At 73.0% G+C, this 17,401-nt stretch carries 14 protein-coding genes; 6 read left to right on the top strand and 8 right to left on the bottom strand.

What is annotated here, in order from left to right; genetic code table 11:
• Positions 1-2: 2 nt before the first annotated feature.
• The 4 genes from Cco03nite_RS24365 to Cco03nite_RS24350 all read right to left on the bottom strand — a co-directional run bounded on the left by Cco03nite_RS24365 (position 3) and on the right by Cco03nite_RS24350 (position 5,031).
• Positions 3-815 (bottom strand): metal-dependent hydrolase, encoded by an 813-nt coding sequence (locus Cco03nite_RS24365; protein ID WP_203694519.1) that lies wholly within the window; start codon positions 813-815, stop codon positions 3-5.
• 121 nt (positions 816-936) lie between these two features.
• Entirely contained in the window at positions 937-2,712 is a 1,776-nt protein-coding gene (locus Cco03nite_RS42930; protein ID WP_203694518.1) for a M91 family zinc metallopeptidase, read from the bottom strand.
• A 28-nt stretch (positions 2,713-2,740) separates the two neighbouring features.
• The gene (locus Cco03nite_RS24355) at positions 2,741-2,938 is read right to left on the bottom strand and encodes a hypothetical protein (protein ID WP_203694517.1); all 198 of its coding nucleotides are present in this window, start codon (positions 2,936-2,938) and stop codon (positions 2,741-2,743) included.
• Positions 2,939-3,120: 182 nt separating this feature from the next.
• Complete coding sequence (locus tag Cco03nite_RS24350; protein ID WP_203694516.1) at positions 3,121-5,031, bottom strand: chorismate-binding protein; 1,911 nt, start codon at positions 5,029-5,031, stop codon at positions 3,121-3,123.
• A gap of 307 nt (positions 5,032-5,338) precedes the next feature.
• Here Cco03nite_RS24350 and Cco03nite_RS24345 point away from each other — a divergent pair, with 307 nt between their 5' ends.
• Positions 5,339-6,682, top strand: coding sequence for an ATP-binding protein (locus Cco03nite_RS24345; RefSeq protein WP_203694515.1), 1,344 nt, complete (start codon positions 5,339-5,341; stop codon positions 6,680-6,682).
• Positions 6,679-7,107, top strand: a complete 429-nt coding sequence (locus Cco03nite_RS24340; RefSeq protein WP_203694514.1) for a roadblock/LC7 domain-containing protein — start codon at positions 6,679-6,681, stop codon at positions 7,105-7,107. The genes Cco03nite_RS24345 and Cco03nite_RS24340 overlap by 4 nt, the downstream gene beginning before the upstream one ends.
• A 15-nt stretch (positions 7,108-7,122) precedes the next feature.
• Here the strand turns inward: Cco03nite_RS24340 and Cco03nite_RS24335 are convergent, their stop codons facing one another.
• Complete coding sequence (locus Cco03nite_RS24335; protein ID WP_203694513.1) at positions 7,123-8,574, bottom strand: serine/threonine-protein kinase; 1,452 nt, start codon at positions 8,572-8,574, stop codon at positions 7,123-7,125.
• 88 nt (positions 8,575-8,662) lie between these two features.
• Between Cco03nite_RS24335 and Cco03nite_RS24330 the strand changes: the two genes are divergently transcribed.
• From Cco03nite_RS24330 to Cco03nite_RS24315, 4 genes are all read left to right on the top strand, one after another.
• On the top strand, positions 8,663-10,027 hold the full coding sequence (locus Cco03nite_RS24330; RefSeq protein WP_203694512.1) for a mannosyltransferase family protein: 1,365 nt from the start codon (positions 8,663-8,665) through the stop codon (positions 10,025-10,027).
• A 187-nt stretch (positions 10,028-10,214) separates the two neighbouring features.
• The gene (locus Cco03nite_RS24325; RefSeq protein ID WP_203694511.1) at positions 10,215-10,862 is read left to right on the top strand and encodes an HAD family hydrolase; all 648 of its coding nucleotides are present in this window, start codon (positions 10,215-10,217) and stop codon (positions 10,860-10,862) included.
• 125 nt (positions 10,863-10,987) lie between these two features.
• Positions 10,988-12,502, top strand: coding sequence for an alkaline phosphatase family protein (locus tag Cco03nite_RS24320; RefSeq protein WP_203694510.1), 1,515 nt, complete (start codon positions 10,988-10,990; stop codon positions 12,500-12,502).
• A 182-nt stretch (positions 12,503-12,684) separates the two neighbouring features.
• Complete coding sequence (locus tag Cco03nite_RS24315; RefSeq protein ID WP_203694509.1) at positions 12,685-14,592, top strand: multicopper oxidase family protein; 1,908 nt, start codon at positions 12,685-12,687, stop codon at positions 14,590-14,592.
• Positions 14,593-14,638: 46 nt separating this feature from the next.
• Here Cco03nite_RS24315 and Cco03nite_RS24310 read toward each other — a convergent pair whose 3' ends face one another.
• The 3 genes from Cco03nite_RS24310 to Cco03nite_RS24300 are packed head-to-tail and all read right to left on the bottom strand — an operon-like array spanning position 14,639 to position 17,214.
• Entirely contained in the window at positions 14,639-15,754 is a 1,116-nt protein-coding gene (locus tag Cco03nite_RS24310; RefSeq protein WP_239167616.1) for a magnesium and cobalt transport protein CorA, read from the bottom strand.
• A gap of 39 nt (positions 15,755-15,793) precedes the next feature.
• Positions 15,794-16,318: a GNAT family N-acetyltransferase gene (locus Cco03nite_RS24305; protein ID WP_239167615.1), complete on the bottom strand. Its 525-nt coding sequence runs from the start codon at positions 16,316-16,318 to the stop codon at positions 15,794-15,796.
• Positions 16,315-17,214 carry an NAD(+)/NADH kinase gene (locus Cco03nite_RS24300; protein WP_203694507.1) on the bottom strand — a complete coding sequence of 300 codons (900 nt, stop codon included), beginning with the start codon at positions 17,212-17,214 and terminating at the stop codon, positions 16,315-16,317. The genes Cco03nite_RS24305 and Cco03nite_RS24300 overlap by 4 nt, the downstream gene beginning before the upstream one ends.
• Positions 17,215-17,401: the final 187 nt, after the last annotated feature.

The raw sequence follows: 17,401 nt of genomic DNA, 5'->3' as shown, positions 1-17,401 counted from the left end.
GGTCAGATCTCGATGTCGAAGCGCTTGAGCAGCGCGGGGGCCAGCAGGCCGGCGCCCGCGACCAGCGAGACGACCGTGAAGACGGTGCGCAGCACGGTGGTCTCCACCTTGCTGCCGGCCTCGATCGCGAAGGTGTCCGGCAGGCCGATCATGCGCCACATGCGCCGCCCGGTCGGGATCGGCCACAGGATCGGCACGCCGGCCCGGGTCACGATGTCGCCCATCAGGTGCACGATGCAGCCGACCCCCACCGCCAGGCCGATCATCGGATACCCGCGGTTCTCGCTGGGCAGGAAATTGAACGCGAAGTAGGCCGCGGCCCCCGAGGTGATCGTCACGATGACCCAGCCGGCCCGGTCGGCCCACTTGTCGAACAGGCCGCGCAGCGCGAAGCCGAACATGAAGAACAGGATGCCGATCACGGCCCACCGGCCGTACCGGGTGCACAGCCAGATCGAGCCGAAGCCCATCAGCGCCGCGAACGGCAGCGTGTGGGTCAGCGTGCGGTGGCCGTTGTGCCGGTCGGGATCCTTGCTCAGCTTGGTGGCCGTGTACACGCCGACCGAGATCTTCTCGATGACCTCGGCGACGAAAAGCGAGGCCACGCCGAAGCTGCGGGAGACGGTCGAGCCGCCCTGGCCCTTGGTCACCTTGCCGGACATGTCCAGATCAGGCAGCAGCGCCCCGCCCGCGCACACCGCGGCGCCGACGGCGATCGTGGTGGCCGACTGGGGGTAGTCGAAGAACTGCGCGGCCACCCAGGACCCGGCCAGCCACGTGGCCGCGCCGGACAGCGCGTGCTGTGGACCCATCATGATGTTTGTTCCTCCCCTGACCACCACAACGTCGCGTTGCGATCAACGCGCGCACACTGTGTCAAACTATGGCGTCCGGATGCAATCGGCTGGACCTCCATAGCAGACGGTGGCGGCCGGGTCACGCAGGGCGGCGTGGCGTGCCGTATGTTTGCCTGCCGGATACGCCCAGCTCATCGCGCAGCGCGTTCTCCGTCAGCGGGTACGGGTGATGCGGATCCAGCCGTTCGGGTGTTGTCGGATCCCCGTCATCGTCGATCGGCAGGCCGACGGCCACCCGTTCCCGGTCGGGCACCGGCACCCAGCGCGAACCGTCCCACATCACGTCGTCGCGGGAGTGCGCCCCGGTGCGCTCGTGGCCGGCCAGGTCGCTCCAGACGTGCGCCAGCTCGTGGTACAGCACCACGACGGGCGGCGCGTCGCCGGGCAGCCCCTGGAAACCCGGCTCGTACTCGATGACGTGCCGGTCGGCGTCGCCGGGCGCGACGCCCGCGAAACCGTTGCCCGTGCCGGACGGCAGCTCCCTGACCTCCAGCGTGTCCGGCCCGTCGCCGGGCAGCCAGCCGTCACCGGCGGCCAGGGCCGTGTCCAGCTCGGCCAGCATGCGGCGGCCGGCCGGCGAGGCACGCAGCAGGTCGAGATCGGACTCGACGCGCTCGACGAACTCGGGCGAGCCGGTGACCGTGATCCCGCCGCCGGGCGTCACCTGCGGTGCGACGTGCCAGAACTCGGCGTCGCCCGCCGGGTCGGTCAGGTCGCGGTAGGCGCGGTCGACCCCGGCCGCGCCGTCGAGCCGGTCCGTGCCCGCGCCGCCGACCAGCACGTCGTCTCCGTCGCCGCCGATCACCAGGTCGTCGCCGCGCCCGCCGGACAGGTGGTCGCGGCCCGCGCCGCCGCGCAGCGTGTCGTCGCCGCCCAGGCCGTACACGGTGTCGTCGCCGCGCCCGCCGTCGGCCGTGTCGGCTCCGGCCCCGGCGTCGAGGTAGTCCCGGCCGTCGCCACCCACCAGCAGATCGTCGCCTTCTCGGCCGAGCAGGGTGTCCGCGCCGCCCGCGCCGTGCAGCAGGTCCCCACCGTCGACCCGGTCGTCGCCCGCCCCGGCCAGCACCGTCACCGCCGCCGCGACCGCGGGCTCGACCCGCACGAGGTCGTCCCCGGCCCCGGTGCGCACCACCAGCCGCCCGTCCGGCACCGCGGCCACCGTCTCGCCGCCGACCAGCACCAGCGGCCTCCCGGCGGCGTCGACGGTGACCAGCACGTCGTCGTCGTTCGCGCCGGTGTTCACCAGCGTCACCCCGTCGGCGCGCACCACGACCGTCTCCGACGGCTCGGGAGTCGGCGTCTCGGTGGTGGGCGGAAACATGGCGGCCAGCCGCTGCCAGCCCGCCGTGGCGGCGGCCAGCGAGGCTTCGGCCTGGCGGGTCGCCATGGCGAGGTCTCCGCGCAGGTCGGCGGCCTCGCCTGCGGCCGTGTCGACCCGCGCGGCATGTGCCGGTCCGTGTGCGAAGAACAGGACTCGCTCCGCGCCGCCCTGGCACGGCACCGTCGCGGCGACCCGGGCCAGGGACTCGTCCAGGTGGCGTTGCACCGATGACACCCGCCCGGCCAGCGTCTCCAGCGCGATGGCCGAGCGCAGCGCCAGCTCTGCCGCGAGCGCGGCCCCGTCAGCCAGCTGCCTGCGGCGGTCCTCGTAGGCCACGGCGTCCGTGCCGCTCCAACCGGCGCTCGCGGCGGTGGCTCCGGCCAGTCCGTCGGCGGTCTGCCCGGCCGTCGCCGCGCAGGAGCGCCAGCGTGCCGCGGCGGCCAGCAGCGGCGTCTGGTGCACGGGCAGCGACCACAGCGGCGGCAACGCCATCACCAGCACCGACGGCGAATCCGCCGACGCGTCGGGCTTCACCGGACACGCCGGGAGGGCGTGCGGCGGGTCACCAGATGCCCCTCGGGCGCGCGGGCTCCCGGAGGCGGTCGAGGGTCGCGGTGGACTGCTCCTCGGCGCGCCGGTGGGTCGCCGCGACGAGCAGCAGCCGGTCGGCGTCGGTGAGCAGGCCGTCTGCGAGCGCCGCGAGCGCGTCGGCGGCCGCGCGCACCGTGACCAGATGGGCCGCGGCGACGTCGGCATCCATTCCGGACGGACGGTTCAGTGGTGGCGTGTCCGTTCGGTGCAAGGCTGTGGCCAGGGACTCCAGGTCCGCCGCCAATCGCAGGGTCCGCGCGGGATCGCTCGTCAGCTGTGTCACGGCTTCGAGAGTGGCAGCGCGTGAGGGGCGGCACAACGCCCCTCACGCGATCTGTGGATAACTCTGCCTCAGGCGACCGCCGCCGGGGTGAAGATGCCGGTCACCAGTTCGGTGAGCAGCTCCGGACCGTGCTCGGTGAGCACCGACTCAGGGTGGAACTGCACGCCGGCGAAGCCCGGCCCGCGCAGCGCGTGCACGAATCCGGTGCCGTCCTCGATGGACAGTTGCAGCTCGCCGTACGCGGTGGGAAGGGTGCGGGCGGTGGCGACCGCGGTGAAGGTGGAGTAGAAGCCCACCCGGCGGGTCACCCCGAACAGGTCGATGTCGCACGGCAGGCCCTGGTAGGGCACGTCGCGGCGGTGCATCGGCAGGCCGAGGCGGCGGCTGAGCACCTGGTGGCCCAGGCACACGCCGAGCAGCGGCGCGCGGCGCGACAGCCGCTCCTCGACGACCCGGCCCAGCGCCGCGACGCGCGGGTCGGTGTCGTCGCCCGGGTCGCCGGGGCCCGGCCCGGCCACCACGAGGTCGTACGAGCTGAGCCCGCCCAGGGCCGTGGTGGGCTGGACGGTGACCCGCATGCCCAGCGAGCGCAGCACGTGCCCGAGCATGCCGGTGAAGGTGTCCTCCGCGTCGACGATCAGCGCGGTGCGGCCCACCAGCAGGCCGGTCACCGGCTCGGGGGCGCGTTCGGTCAGCCAGAACCGGGACAGCCGCTCGTTACGGGCCAGCAGCGTGGCGCGTACCGCCGGGTCGGCGGCCAGTTCCTTGATGTCGGCGGCGGAGTGCGCGGCCGGCGCGGTGCGCAGGCCGAGCGCGGTGAGCACGCCGCCCGCCTTGGCGTGGGTCTCGGCGACCTCGCCGTCGGGGGTGGAGTCGCGTACCAGCGTCGCGCCCGCCTTGACGGCGATGGTCCCGTCGGCGGCGATGTCGGCGCAGCGGAACAGGATCGGCGCGTCGAGGGTCTGCCTGCCGTCGGCGTCGCGGCCCAGCAGTGCCAGCACCCCGGCGTAGTAGGCGCGGCCGGTGGTCTCGTAGCGGGCGATGACGCGGGCGGCGTTCTCGATCGGGCTGCCGGTCAGCGTCGGGGCGAACATCGTCTCCCGCAGCACGTCGCGCACGTCCAGGTCGGTGCGGCCGGCGAGCAGGTACTCGGTGTGGGTGAGGTGGGTCATGTGCTTGAGGTAGGGCCCGAGCACCTGGCCGCCCCGCTGGGCGACCACGGCCATCATCTTGAGCTCCTCGTCGAGCACCATGGACAGCTCGTTGATCTCCTTGCGGTCGCTGAGGAAGCTCAGCAGCGTCTCCCGCCCGTCCGGGCCGGGCGCGAGGTCGCGATGGCGCAGCGTGCCGGAGATCGGGTTCATCATCACCAGGCCGTCGTCGACGCTGACGTGCCGTTCCGGTGACGCGCCGACCAGCGTGCGGCCGCCCTCGCCGGGGATGTGCACCAGGAACGACCAGTACACGCCGCGCTCGCCGGAGATCAGGCGGCGCAGCGCGGCCCCGGCGAGCAGGCGCGGGTCGGCGTCGGTGTGGGCGCGGGCGGTGCGGTGGATGACGAAGTTGGACCCGGCGCCGTGGCCGATCTCGTCGCGCAGCACCGTGGAGACCAGTTCCCGGTAGGCGGCGTCGTCGATGTCGAAGCCCAGGTCGGTGACGTCCGGCACGGTGTCCGGGAGCGCCGCGAGGGCCTCGTCGAGCGGGATGCGGTCGTACGACTCGACGGTCAGGCAGGCCAGCGGGGTGCCGTCGTCGATGCGGTCGAAACCGCGCTCGGCGAGTTGCCGGTAGGGCACCAGGGCGAGGGTGCGCGGGCCGGCCTCGTCGCCGTCCGCGTGCTCGGGCAGGGGGATGTCGGCCAGCCGTGCCACGGTGGACAGCGGACCTCGCAGCACCTCGAGGTGCTCGGAACCTTCGCGTCGGAGCAGCGCGAACGGGCCCGGGTCGGGCGCGCCGAGCAGATCGTGGAGCAGGTTCATCGATGGTCTCCCGGTTCGGGTGGCCGTGCGCCGGGCGACCGATAAAACAAAGGCCGCCTCGTCGAGGCGGCCGCGGTGTGGGTTTGCCTACCCGCGTGTGTCGATGGCCGCCGGTCGGGCGCGCCACCACAGGTTGCGGTTGGAAGTCATGGCGGTAACCGTACCGGCGTCGCGCGCGACTGTCCAGAAGCCTCACCAGCCGGGGTGTCACATTCGCGCTCACCTATCCACTTTTCGTTGTGTGACGGGTAACATACCGCGAGTCACCAACGGTGGCGGTGGTTCAGCCGAGGCAGGGGAGGGGCCGGTGGCGGACGACACGCGCGAGAGGCAGGCCGGTTCCGGTCTCGCGGCCGCGGTCACCCTGCCGGTGGCAGCCTTCGCCGTCGCTGCCGGCGCGCTGCTGGCCTGGGCCGTGGCCGATGCGCTGAGCTGGCAGGAGCTGGTGGAGCTCCGGATCGACGGCGCCGCGCACGGCGAGGACGTCGCCTGGCGCTGGGTGGGCGTGATCGGGGTCGGCGCGGTGCTGATCCTGGCAGCGCTGATCCGGGGCGCGCTCGCCGCCCGCCGGGAGCTGGCGGCCGCTGTCGACCGGCTGCGGCGGGACGCGCTCGCCCTGGCCGAGGACGTGCCGGTGACCTTCGAGCGGCTGCGCGCCGGTGACGGCGAAGACATCGACGAGGACGCGGCCGCGCCACCGGCCGCGGCCGGTGACGCGGACGGGTTCGTCGCGGCGGGCGCGGCTCTGGCGCAGGCGCGCCGCAGCGTCGTCGCGCTCGCGCTGCGGCAGGCCCGCTCCCGGCGTGCCGTCAACGGCATCTTCACGAATCTGGCCCGGCGCTCGCAGATCCTGGTGGAGCGGCAGTTGCGACTGCTCGACGAGATGGAGCGCGACGAGCGCGATCCCGACCGGCTGGCGGCACTGTTCAAACTGGACCATCTCGCCGCCCGGCTGCGCCGCAACGACGAGAACCTGCTGGTGCTCGCCGGGGCCGAGCCGCGCCGGCGGTGGCGCGAGGGCGTGCCGCTCGCGGCGCTGGTGCTGGCCGCGCTCTCCGAGATCGAGCAGTACGAGCGGGTCCGCGCCGACGTCGACGACTCGCTGCACATCGCCGGGCACGCCGCCGCCGACATCGGCCACCTGCTGGCCGAGCTGCTGGACAACGCCGCCGCCTTCTCCGCCCCGCACACGGCGGTGCGGGTGAGCGCGCAGGCCCGGCCGGACGGGGCGCTGGTCGAGATCGTCGACGAGGGCATCGGCCTCAGCGAGCGGGCGCTGGCCCAGGCGAACGCGCTGCTGGCCGTGCCCGCCGAGGTCGACGTGGCGGTCAGCGAGCGGATGGGCCTGGTGGTGGTGAGCCACCTCGCGGCGCGCCACGGCGTGCGGGTGGGGCTGGAGCTGTGCCCGAACGGCGGCGTGCGCGCGGCTGTCGAGCTGCCGGCCGCGCTGCTCGCCGAGCCCGCGGACCCGCCGGAGCCGCCCGCCGCGGTGCCGGCCACCGCTGAACCGCCGCGCGTTCCGCAGCGCCGGTCCGAGCCCGACCCGGCGGCCACGGCCGCCACGCTGACCCGGCTGTACGAGGGCGTACGGCGAGGCCAGGCCGGAGACGGCGCGGCGGCGCCACCGGACGACATCAAGGGGGAGCCATGACCACTGCGACGCTCAGCAAACCGGCCCAGGACCTCAACTGGCTGGTCGCCGGATTCGCCGACCGGGTGCCGGGGGCCCGCCACGCCGTCGTGGCGTCCTCGGACGGGCTGGTGGTCGCGGTCTCCGCGGACCTCGACCGGGCCACCGCCGACCAGCTGGCCGCGGTCACCTCGGGGCTGATCGGCATCGCCGGGTGCGTGGCGCAGCTGTCCGACGGCGACGAGGTGCGCCAGACGGTGATCGAGATGGGGCGGGGCTACTACCTGACCATGGCGATCCGGGACGGCTCGGTGCTGGCGGTGGTCGCCGACGGTGACGCCGACTTGGGCGTGGTCGGCTTCGAGATGGCACGGCTGGCCAAGCAGACCGGGGAGATCCTCACCCCGGCGCTGCGGGCCGAGCTGCAGCGCGCGCTGCCGCGCTGAGCCGGGGCGGCCGCGTCAGCTGTTGCGCTTGGCCAGCTTCTCCAGCTCGTCGAGCAGCTTCTGCACCGGCTCGTACGCCTCCTTGGCGTCGTCCTCGGCGTCGGCGGCCCAGCCCTCGACCTTCTTCTGCAGGTTCTCGGCCCGCTTGCGCGCCTCTTCCCAATCGCCCTGGAGCATCTTCGTGGAGATGTTCTTGAGCCCGTTCGTCAGCTCCGTCCGCTGCTTCGGGGTGATCACCTCGGCGTCGCGCAGCTTCTGCACGGCGTCGTTGAGGTCCGACAGCAGCTGCACCGCCTGGAACGGGCCGCCCCGCTCGGGGGTCGGGCTGGGCTTGGGCGCGCCGGTGGTCCGGGCGGGCCGGTTCGGCGACTTGGTCGGGGTGGCGGTCGCATCGAGCGGCTCGCGCAGCGCCGACATGATCATGAGTACGCCGCTGACCAGGATGATTGCCATCACCAGCATCACGGCGAGCAGGGGTTTGCGGCTGCGCTTCACCCGCACCGGGGGCGCGGACCTGACCTTCGGCGCGGCCTGCACCCGGGTCGCCGGAGCGGGCACCCGGGCCGCACCGGCGATCGCGCCGCCGGTCGGGGCGAGCAGCGTCGGGCTGGGCCCGGCCACAGCGGTTGCCGGGGCGGACGCGGTCGGCACCGACAGACCGCCCAGGGCGTGGGCCAGGTCCGCGGCGCGTGGACGGCGCGCGGGGGAGGGGTCCACCGCGGCCGCGATCAGTGCGGTGATCGCCGGTGGCACCCCGGGCAGGGCCGGCAGCGGCCGCGCGCGGGCGTGCTCGGCCTCGAACTGCTCCCAGGACTCGATGGCGTTGCGGCGGCGGCCGGTCACCATCTCGATGAGCAGGACCCCGAGGGCGTACACGTCGGCGGCCGGGTCGGCGGCCTTCTGGCGCAGCCGCTCCGGGGCCGCGTACGCGGGGGTGCCGATGACGAGCACGCCGGTCGCGTCGGGCAGGCCGGTCATCGCCGAGATGCCGAAGTCGAGCACCTTCGCGCCGGTCGGGGTGATCATGATGTTGCCCGGCTTCACGTCGCGGTGCACCACGTCCCGGGCGTGCGCGGCGGCCAGCGCCCCGGCGACCTGTGCGCCGATCGTGGCGACCCGCGCCCAGCCCAGCGGCCCGCGGGCCATCAGCTCGGCCAGCGACTCGCCGGTCAGCAGCTCCATCACCAGGTACGGCTCGACGTGGCCGTCGGGGAAGGTGACCTCGCCGAAGTCGTGCACGGCGGTGATGTGCGGGTGGGTGAGCTGCGCCGCCGAGCGGGCCTCGCGCAGCGCCCCGGCGCGCAGGGCCGGGTCGGCGGCGGTCGGGCCGGCGAGCACCTTCACCGCCACAGGGCGGCCCAGCACGAGGTCATGGGCCTGCCAGACCTCCGCCATGCCGCCGCTGCCGATGCGGCGGTCCAGCAGGTAGCGGTCGTGCAACTTCAGACCGGGGGTGAAGGCGGACATGGTGGACAACCGTACCGTGTCTCAGCTGCCGGTGACACCGAACGCGGGGCCACGTGAGTTCCGTCGCCCGCGACTACTATTCCTGCCTATGTCTGACTCCCCCGGACCTGGGCTCGTTCCGGTGCGCCGCCGCCCCGCGGACGCACTCGGCGACACGGCTCCCCCTGCCGACGACCTGACCGTTTCGCCCGCTTCGTCATCGGACGACGGGGCGGACGCGGCGGAGCAGCCGGGCCGCCAGGCCGTCTGGCTGCGGTGGCGGCCCTCGGTCGTCACCGGGTTCGTGGCCTGGGCCGCCGGGCTGCTGGCGTACTTCCTGGTCACCGCGGTGGCCTGGCTGCCCACCGAGGGGCTGGAGAGCAAGGCCGGCCCGGTCCCGTCGACGTTCGGCCAGCTGCTCCAGTCGTGGAACCACTGGGACACCGTCTGGTATGTGATCATCGCGGACTCCGGGTACGAGGCCGACTCGCGCAGCACCGCGTTCTTCCCGCTCTTCCCGATGGCGATGCGGGCGGCGAATCCGCTGCTGCCCGGAGGCGCCTTCGAGGCCGGCCTCATCGTCAGCGCGCTGGCCTGCCTGGTCGCGCTGATCCTGGTGCACCGGCTGGCCACCGAGATGATCGGGGCCGAGGACGCCCGGCGCACCACCGTCTACCTGCTCGCCTTCCCGACGGCGTTCTACCTGGTGGCGGCGTACAACGAGTCGCTGTTCGTGGCGCTGGCGCTGGCGTCGCTGTACAACATGCGCCGCGGGCGCTGGTGGTGGGCGGCGATGTTCGCCGGGTACGCCAGCGCCACCCGGATGGCGGGCGTCATGCTCGGCGCGGCGTTCGTCTACGAGTACCTGCGCCAGCGCGGCTTCTCGTTCCGGATGCGGCAGCGCCTCGGGCTGGTCCTGCCGTGGCCGACCGGGTTCCGGCTCGACCGCGACGCCCTGGCCGTGGTGCTGATCCCGGCGGGGCTGGGCGCGTACATGCTGTACTGCCACCAGACCTTCGGCAACGCGCTGCAGTTCCTCGACGCGCAGAAGGCGTGGTTCCGGTCGGGCTTCACGCCGCCGTGGACCGTCATCGGCGACGTCGTCGAGCTGATCGGCAGCAGCGACTCGATCTACCACCCCGACGCGGTCCGCAACATCGTCAACCTGACCACGGCCCTGGCCGTGCTGGTCCTGCTGGTGCTGGCCCTGGTCGGCCCGTGGAAGCTCGGCGCGGACCACGCGTACCTGGTGATCTTCGCGGCGATCATCATCCTGATGCCGCTGTCGAACCCCATCCACATGCACTACCCGCTCAGCTCGACCTGGCGCTACGCCCTGGAGTGCACGGTGGCCTTCATGGTGCTGGCCAGAATGGGCCGAAACGTGCACTTCGACCGCGTGTACACCACCGTGATGCTGGCGCTGCAAGGCGCGATGGTCATCGTCTTCGTCCAGAACAACTTCGTGGCTTAGCTGCTGGCGCCCGCCTCCGCGGGCGCGGGGTTCGGCCTCTCAGCCTCCCTTACCCGCCGGTCGCTCGTCCGCTTCGCGGACTTCCGCTCCTGGCGGGTGCGGTCGGCGGCCGAACCCGGCCGTGCACGGGGTGGGACCGGGCACTGCTGATGCGGGACGCGGCTGAACCGGGAGGTAGGGTCCAGCCGTGATCGATTCGGTGGATCTTGTCATTTTCGACTGCGACGGCGTGCTGGTGGACTCGGAGACCATCGCCATCCGGGTGGCCTCGCAGATGCTGGCCGAGCTCGGCTGGCCGCTGACCGACGACGAGATCCTGGAGCACTTCGTGGGCCGCTCGGCGGCCTCGATGGTGCCGGTGATCGAGCAGAAGCTCGGCCGGCCGCTGCCGCAGTGGCCGGAGATGTTCGTCGCGCGCCAGCTGGCCGCGCACGAGGCGGGCCTGGTGCCGGTGCCCGGCATCGTCGAGGCGCTCAACGCGATCACGCTGCCGACCTGCGTGGCCTCCAGCGGGCGGCACGACAAGATGCGCAACACGCTCGGCATCACCGGCCTCTACGAGCGCTTCGAGGGCCGCATCTTCTCCGCGACCGAGGTCGCCAACGGCAAGCCCGCGCCGGACCTGTTCCTGCACGCCGCAGCGCGCATGGGCGCGGACCCGGCGCGCTGCGTGGTGGTCGAGGACAGCCGCCCCGGGGTGCAGGCCGCGCGGGCGGCGGGCATGCGGGTGCTGGCGTACGCCGGGGGAGTGACACCGGCCGATTGGCTAACCGGCCCGGACACCGTGGTGTTCCACGACATGCGCAAGCTTCCCGACCTGCTCAGGGTCCGGTAGCAGGCGGAACTCGCGGCGGCGTCGGCCTTTCACGGCGGCGTCGTCCGAACGGGCGGCCCTTGTCGCCGAACGTTCACCGGGTGACGCTCTGATCTGGACATACCGTCCCGATCGGAGGTCGACCCGTGTCGCCGTTCCCCCGCACCCGAGCCGTCGCAGCGCTCGCGGCAGCCGCCGCCACGGCAGCGCTCACCCTCACCGCACCGCCCGCCCAGGCCGCCGCGCTCACCCCGAAGGTGCTCGTCGTCGGCATGGACGGGCTGAACTGGGCCAAGGTCGTCGACGCGAACGCGCCGCGGCTCGACGCGCTGGCCGCCGCCGGCACGCTCGGCGAGAGCCTGCTCTACTGCAACCCGGTGGCGAACTCGTCCAGCGGGCCCGGCTGGTCCACCATCGCCACCGGTGTCATGCCCGACAAGCACGGCGTCAAGGACAACACGTTCAGTGGCAAGCAGTACGGCGCCTACCCCGACTTCCTGACCCGGCTGGAGCAGGCCGACCCGGCGTACTCGACGCTGTCCATCCTGGACTGGGCGGTGCTGCACACCCAGGGCACGTTCGGCTCCGCGATCGACACCCGGATCACCTACAACGGCGACGCCAACGGCTACGCCGGCGAGGACGTGAAGGTCACCAATGACGCGGTGAACCACCTGCGGAACAACGACCCGGACGCGGCCTTCGTCTACCTGGGCAACACCGACGTGGTGGCGCACTCGGTCGGCACCGGCACGGCATACCGGACCGCGATCGAGACCCAGGACGCCCAGCTCGGCCGGATGCTCGACGCGATCGCGGCGCGGCCGACGTACGCGAGCGAGGACTGGCTGGTCGTGGTCACCACCGACCACGGCCACAACAACCCGTCCGGCGGGCACGGCGGCTGCGGCGTCGACGCCGAGCGGCGCACGTTCGTGCTGGCCAAGGGCACCGGTCACGCCGCCGGGCTGCGTCCGGTCGACACCCGGCTGTCCGACGTGGCCGGCACCGTGTTCGCGCACCTGGGCGTGGCCGCCAACCCGGCCTGGAACCTCGACGCCAAGCCGCTGAACGTCCGCGCCACCGACCCGTTCGACGCCCTCAACGGCTCGCTGCAGGCCCGCTCGCACGAGACCGGCATCCCGGCCACGGTGAAGGGCTGGACGCACACCGCCCCGGCGGGCTGGTCGGTGGACCGCTCGGCGATGCCGTCCGGCGGCGTGAACGAGTGGCGCGGCTGGTCGTTCACCAACGAGGAGTTCTGGAGCCGTACCCAGTCGAGCCAGAACCGGGAGAACGGCCTGCGGCTGCGCGGGGTGTTCGCGGTGGCCGACTCCGACGAGTTCGACGACCGCTCCGGCGGCGCGTCGTTCGACTCGACACTGGTCTCGCCCGCGTACCCGGTGACCGCCGGGACGGTGAAGACGCTGCGCTACGTCACGCACTACCTGCAGGAGGGCGGGCAGACCGGCGACGTGCTGGTCTCCTTCAACGGCGGCGCGAACCAGCTGGTCAAGCGCTACTCGGCCGACGCGCGGGCCAAGGCCGAGACGCTGACCGTCACCGTGCCCGCCGGGGCGACCTCGATGACGGTGAAGTTCCGCTACTACAACGCGAGCAACAACTGGTACTGGGTGATCGACGACCTGCGGGTCAGCTGACCGGTGCGGCGTCCCGGTCCGGCGGTGCGCTCGCCGGTCCGGGACGCCGCCCGGCTCGTGTCCCAAGGTCGATTGGGTCGTTCCTCCTGGCAGGCGCCGCACGGGGGCGGCGTCTCGCGGGGCGCCCGACGCCCCGCCGCAGCTTCGTGAACGCCGCGCGGGGGCGGCGGAGGGTGTACGACATGGTCGACCGCAGGCGGATTCTTCAGGCGACGGCGGCCGCGGGTGCCGCCACGGTGCTCTCCCAGCGTGCCGGCTGGGCCTGGGCGGTGGGGCAGGGCCGGGCGGGCACGCTCGACCCGGCGAAGATCCGCAAGTACGTGACACCGCTGGCGGTGCCGTCGGTGATGCCGCCGGCACACCGCGAGGAGGGCGGCCTGGCCCGCTACCTGATCGGGGTGCGCCAGTTCCGGCAGCAGATCCTGCCGTCGAACCTGCCGCAGACCACTGTCTGGGGCTATGGCGACGTCTCCAAGCCGCGCAGCTTCCGCAGCCCGTCGGACACCATCGAGGCCCGGGTGGACCGGCCGGTGCGGGTCACCTGGGTCAACGACCTGGTCGACTCGTACGGCGACTTCCGCCCGCACCTGCTGCCGGTGGACCCGACCCTGCACTGGGCGAACCCGCCGGGCGGCGACGCCGGGCGCGACACCCGGCCCACGTTCACCTCGACGCCGGGGCCGTACCGGGGGCCGGTGCCGATCGTCACGCACCTGCACGGCGGCCACTCCCACGAGGAGAGCGACGGCTACCCGGAGGCGTGGTACCTGCCGAAGGCGCGCAACATCCCGGCCGGGTACGCGACGGTCGGCACGTTCTACGACGAGTTCGGCGCGGAGTTCGAGCAGCGTTACGGGGCTGCCGCCTGGAAGCCGGGCACGGCGACCTTCCAGTACACCAACGACCAGCGCGCCTCGACCCTGTGGTACCACGACCACACGCTCGGCGTGACCCGCGTCAACGTGTACGCCGGACTCGCGGGCTTCTACCTGCTGCGCGGCGGCAAGGGCGACCTGCCCCGGGGCGTGCTGCCCGGCCCCGCGCCGCAGCTCGGCGACAAGCCGGGCACCCGCTACTACGAGATCCCGGTGGTGGTGCAGGACCGCTCGTTCAACGCCGACGGCTCGCTGTTCTACCCGGCCAGCCGCGCGTTCGCCGACGACGCGGGCCCGTACATCCCAGAGGGCCCGTTCCCGCCGATCTGGAACCCGGAGTTCTTCGCCAACACCATCATGGTCAACGGCAACACCTGGCCGGAGCTGGCGGTCGAGCCGCGCCGCTACCGGCTGCGCTTCCTCAACGGCTGCAACGGCCGCGTACTGATCATGAAGGTGACCACCGACCCGCTCGCGCCGCGCCCGGCCCCGGCCGCCCTGCCGATCTGGCAGATCGGCAACGACGGCGGCTTCCTGCCCAAGCCGGCGAAGCTCCAGCAGCTGCTGATGGGCCCCGCCGAGCGGGCCGACGTGATCCTCGACTTCACCGGGCAGCGCGAGGGCAGCGAGTTCTACCTCATCAACGAGGGGCCGGACGAGCCCTACAACGGCACCTTCAACCCGGCCGACCCGGCGACCACCGGCCAGGTGATGCGGTTCGTCGTCGGCCGGCTGACCGGCAAGGACCGCAGCACGCCGCCGGAGGACCTGGACCTGCCCTGGATCAAGCCGATCGGCCCCGCGGACAACACCCGCAGGCTCAGCCTCGACGAGGAGTTGGGCCACGACCAGTCCATCGAGCTGATGCTCGGCACGGTCGGCCCCGACGGGCACGCGATGCCGATGCACTGGGACCACCCGATCACCGAGAACCCCGAGCTCAACGCCACCGAGATCTGGGAACTGCACAACTTCAGCCAGGACGCCCACCCGATCCACCTGCACCTGGTGCAGTTCGAGATCCTGGGCCGGGGCGTGGACGGCAGGCGGCCGCCGGAGCCGGGCGAGCGCGGCACCAAGGACACCGTGATCGCGCTGCCGGGCGAGATCACCCGGGTGAAGGCCACGTTCGACCTGGCCGGGCGGTACGTGTGGCACTGCCACCTGCTGGAGCACGAGGACAACGAGATGATGCGGCCCTACCGGGTCGGCTGAGCGGTTCCCGCGGGGCGGTGCGTGTTCACGCGCCGCCCCGGTCGTCTCACAGCCAGCCGGAGCGGCGGAAGGCGCGGTACATCAGGGCCGCCACCGTGAACATCAGCCCCACCACGATCAGGTAGCCGTACTTCCAGTGCAGCTCGGGCATGTAGTCGAAGTTCATGCCGTAGATGCCGGCGATGGCGGTCTGCGCGGCGGCGATGGCGGCCCAGGCGGCGATCTTGCGCATGTCGTTGTTCTGGTCGACGGACAGCTGCGCCAGCCGCGCCTGCAGGATCGAGTTGAGCAGGTCGTCGTACGCGACGATGCGCTCCACCGTCCGCAGCAGATGGTCGTTGACGTCGCGGAAGTAGCGCCGGATCTCCTTGGGCAGCCCTTCCTTGTCGTCGATCAGCGCCGCCAGCGGGTGCTGCAGCGGGGCGACCGCCCGCTTGAACTCCATCAGCTCCCGCTTGAGCTGGTAGATCTGCGCGGCCCGGTTCTGCGACTGCGGGGCGAAGACGTGGTCCTCCAGCTCGTCGATGTCGTTCTCGAACGCCACCGCCACTTCTAGGTACGAGTCGACCATGCGGTCGGCCACCGCGTGCGCCACCGCCCACGGGCCCTGCGCCATCCGGTCCGGACGCCGTTCCAGGTCGGCGCGCACCGGCCCGAGCGGCCCAGCGGGACCGTGGCGCACCGTGATCACGTAGCCGGCGCCGATGAACAGCACCACGGAGCCGGTCTCCACCACCTCGCAGCTCTCGGTCAGCACCGAGTGCTCCACGTACCGGGTGGTGCGCAGCACGAACAGGGTCACGTCCGCGAAGTGCTCGATCTTGGGGCGCTGGCGGCGCGTGGTCGCCGCCTCCACCGCCAGCTCGTCCAGCCCGAACCGCTTGGCGACGGGGGCGAAGTCGGCCTCGCTCGGCTCGTGCAGGCCCAGCCAGAGGAACGAGCCGGGGGTCTGCCGCACGGTCGCCAGGGCGTCGTCGTAATCGCACGCGCCCGGCCGGCGACGGCCGTCGACGTACACCGCGCAGTCGATGACGGTCCCGCCGGTCGCGGCGTCGTCGTCGGCGGGGCCCGCCGGGCCGGTCGGCCGGATCCGGGAGGCGGCCTTGCGCAGCGGCGCGGTCCACGCCCAGGCGACGCCTGCCTGCTGCTGCTCGTCGCTCACGGTCACCTCCGGCGCATCCCTCGTGGCGATCTTAATCGCCTACAGCCGAAGGAACGGTTCCGCGTAAGTGAACACTCCCCGTACCGCCGGGTCGTACCCGCTCAGCGGCCGGGCCTGGAAGTGCACCCCCCACTCGGCCTCGGGCGATAGCACCCCGCACTCCTCGGCCTGCCGGAAGCCGAAGCGGCGGTAGTAGCCGGGATCGCCGAGCAGCGCCACCACCGGCTCGCCGAGCGCGTCGGCCGCACCGAGCACCGCGTGCATCAGCGCGCTGCCGACCCCGGACCGCTGGTGGTCGGGGCGCACGCTGAGCGGGCCGAGGCCCAGGGCCGGGGCGTCGCCGACGCGGCCCCGGGTGCACACCACGTGCCCGACGACCTCGCCGTCGACCTCGGCGACCAGCGACAGCGCGGGCAGCCACCCGGCGTCGGCACGCAACTGGTCGACCAGCCCCGGTTCGGGTGCGGGCGCCGGCGCGTACTGCGGCCCGAACGCGGCCTCGGTGACCGAGCGGATGGCGTCGACGTCGGCGGGTGTCTCGCGGCGGATCAGCACGCCGCTCATGGTGCCGTATGCGACAGCGGCGCGCCGGCCGGCCCGTCGACCTCGGCGCTGCCGCGTACCTGCAGCTTGCGCCGGGCCCGCTCGTAGAACGTGGTCAGCCCCAGCCGGACCACCCGGGCGGCGTCGGCGAGCGCGGTGATCGCCAGCCGGTCGCCCGGCTCGACGTGGCCGTCGACGCGGCCGTCCACCTCCACCGCGAGCCGGCCGCTGTTCGGCAGCACCTGCAGCGCCAGCGCCTCGTCGGCGGAGAGCACCAGGGCGCGGTTGAAGCTGGAGTGCGCGGCGGCGGCCGTCACCAGCACGGCGCTCACGGTGGGGGAGACGATCGGGCCGCCGCTGGAGAAGGCGTACGCCGTCGAGCCGGTGGGCGTGGCCACGATGACGGCGTCGGCGGCATACCGTACGAACGCGTGCCCCTCGACGGTGATGGCCACTCCCGCCAGGCCGTCGCCGGGGATGCGGCACAGCGCGATGTCGTTGAACGCGGTCACCTCGTGGCCGCCGGGCAGCGTGGTGCGCACCGCCAGGCGCGGCTCCACCGAGTAGTGCTGATTGTCGATCGCGGACAGCGCCGCCGGCAGCCCGTCGACGTCGATCTCGGGCAGGAAGCCGAGCCGCCCGAGGTTCACCCCGAGCACCGGCGTGGCCCGGCCCACGCCCAGCCGCATGGTGCGCAGCATCGTGCCGTCCCCGCCCAGACTCACCAGCAGGCTGGAGCGTTCGGCCAGCTCGTGCGGATCGACGGCGACCGCCCCGCAGAAGATGCGATCGACCTCGTCGGGCAGCCCGAGCACGGTCACGTCACGGCGGCGCGCCCACGCCATGATCGTGTCGATCGCGGGCACGGAGTCACGCTGCGGATGCAGCACCAGACCCACCGTATGCACCAGGCCCACGCCGCCACTCTACGTTCCGCCCCGACCTCACCAGGCCACATCGCCCCGCCCCGCCCCACCCATGATCGCGACGATCTTGCGCGAACTGTTGCCGCTTCGCCCGATATCTGCGTGTCGTACCCACAACCCACGCAAGATCGTCGCGATCGTGGGCGGGCGGGGCGGGGCGGGGCGGGGGGGGGGGGGG

The sequence above is a fragment of the Catellatospora coxensis genome (genome assembly GCF_016862635.1).
Taxonomy (GTDB): Bacteria; Actinomycetota; Actinomycetes; order Mycobacteriales; family Micromonosporaceae; genus Catellatospora; species Catellatospora coxensis.
Note: the sequence above shows the minus strand (reverse complement) of the source record. Positions and strands in the feature narration are given on the sequence as shown.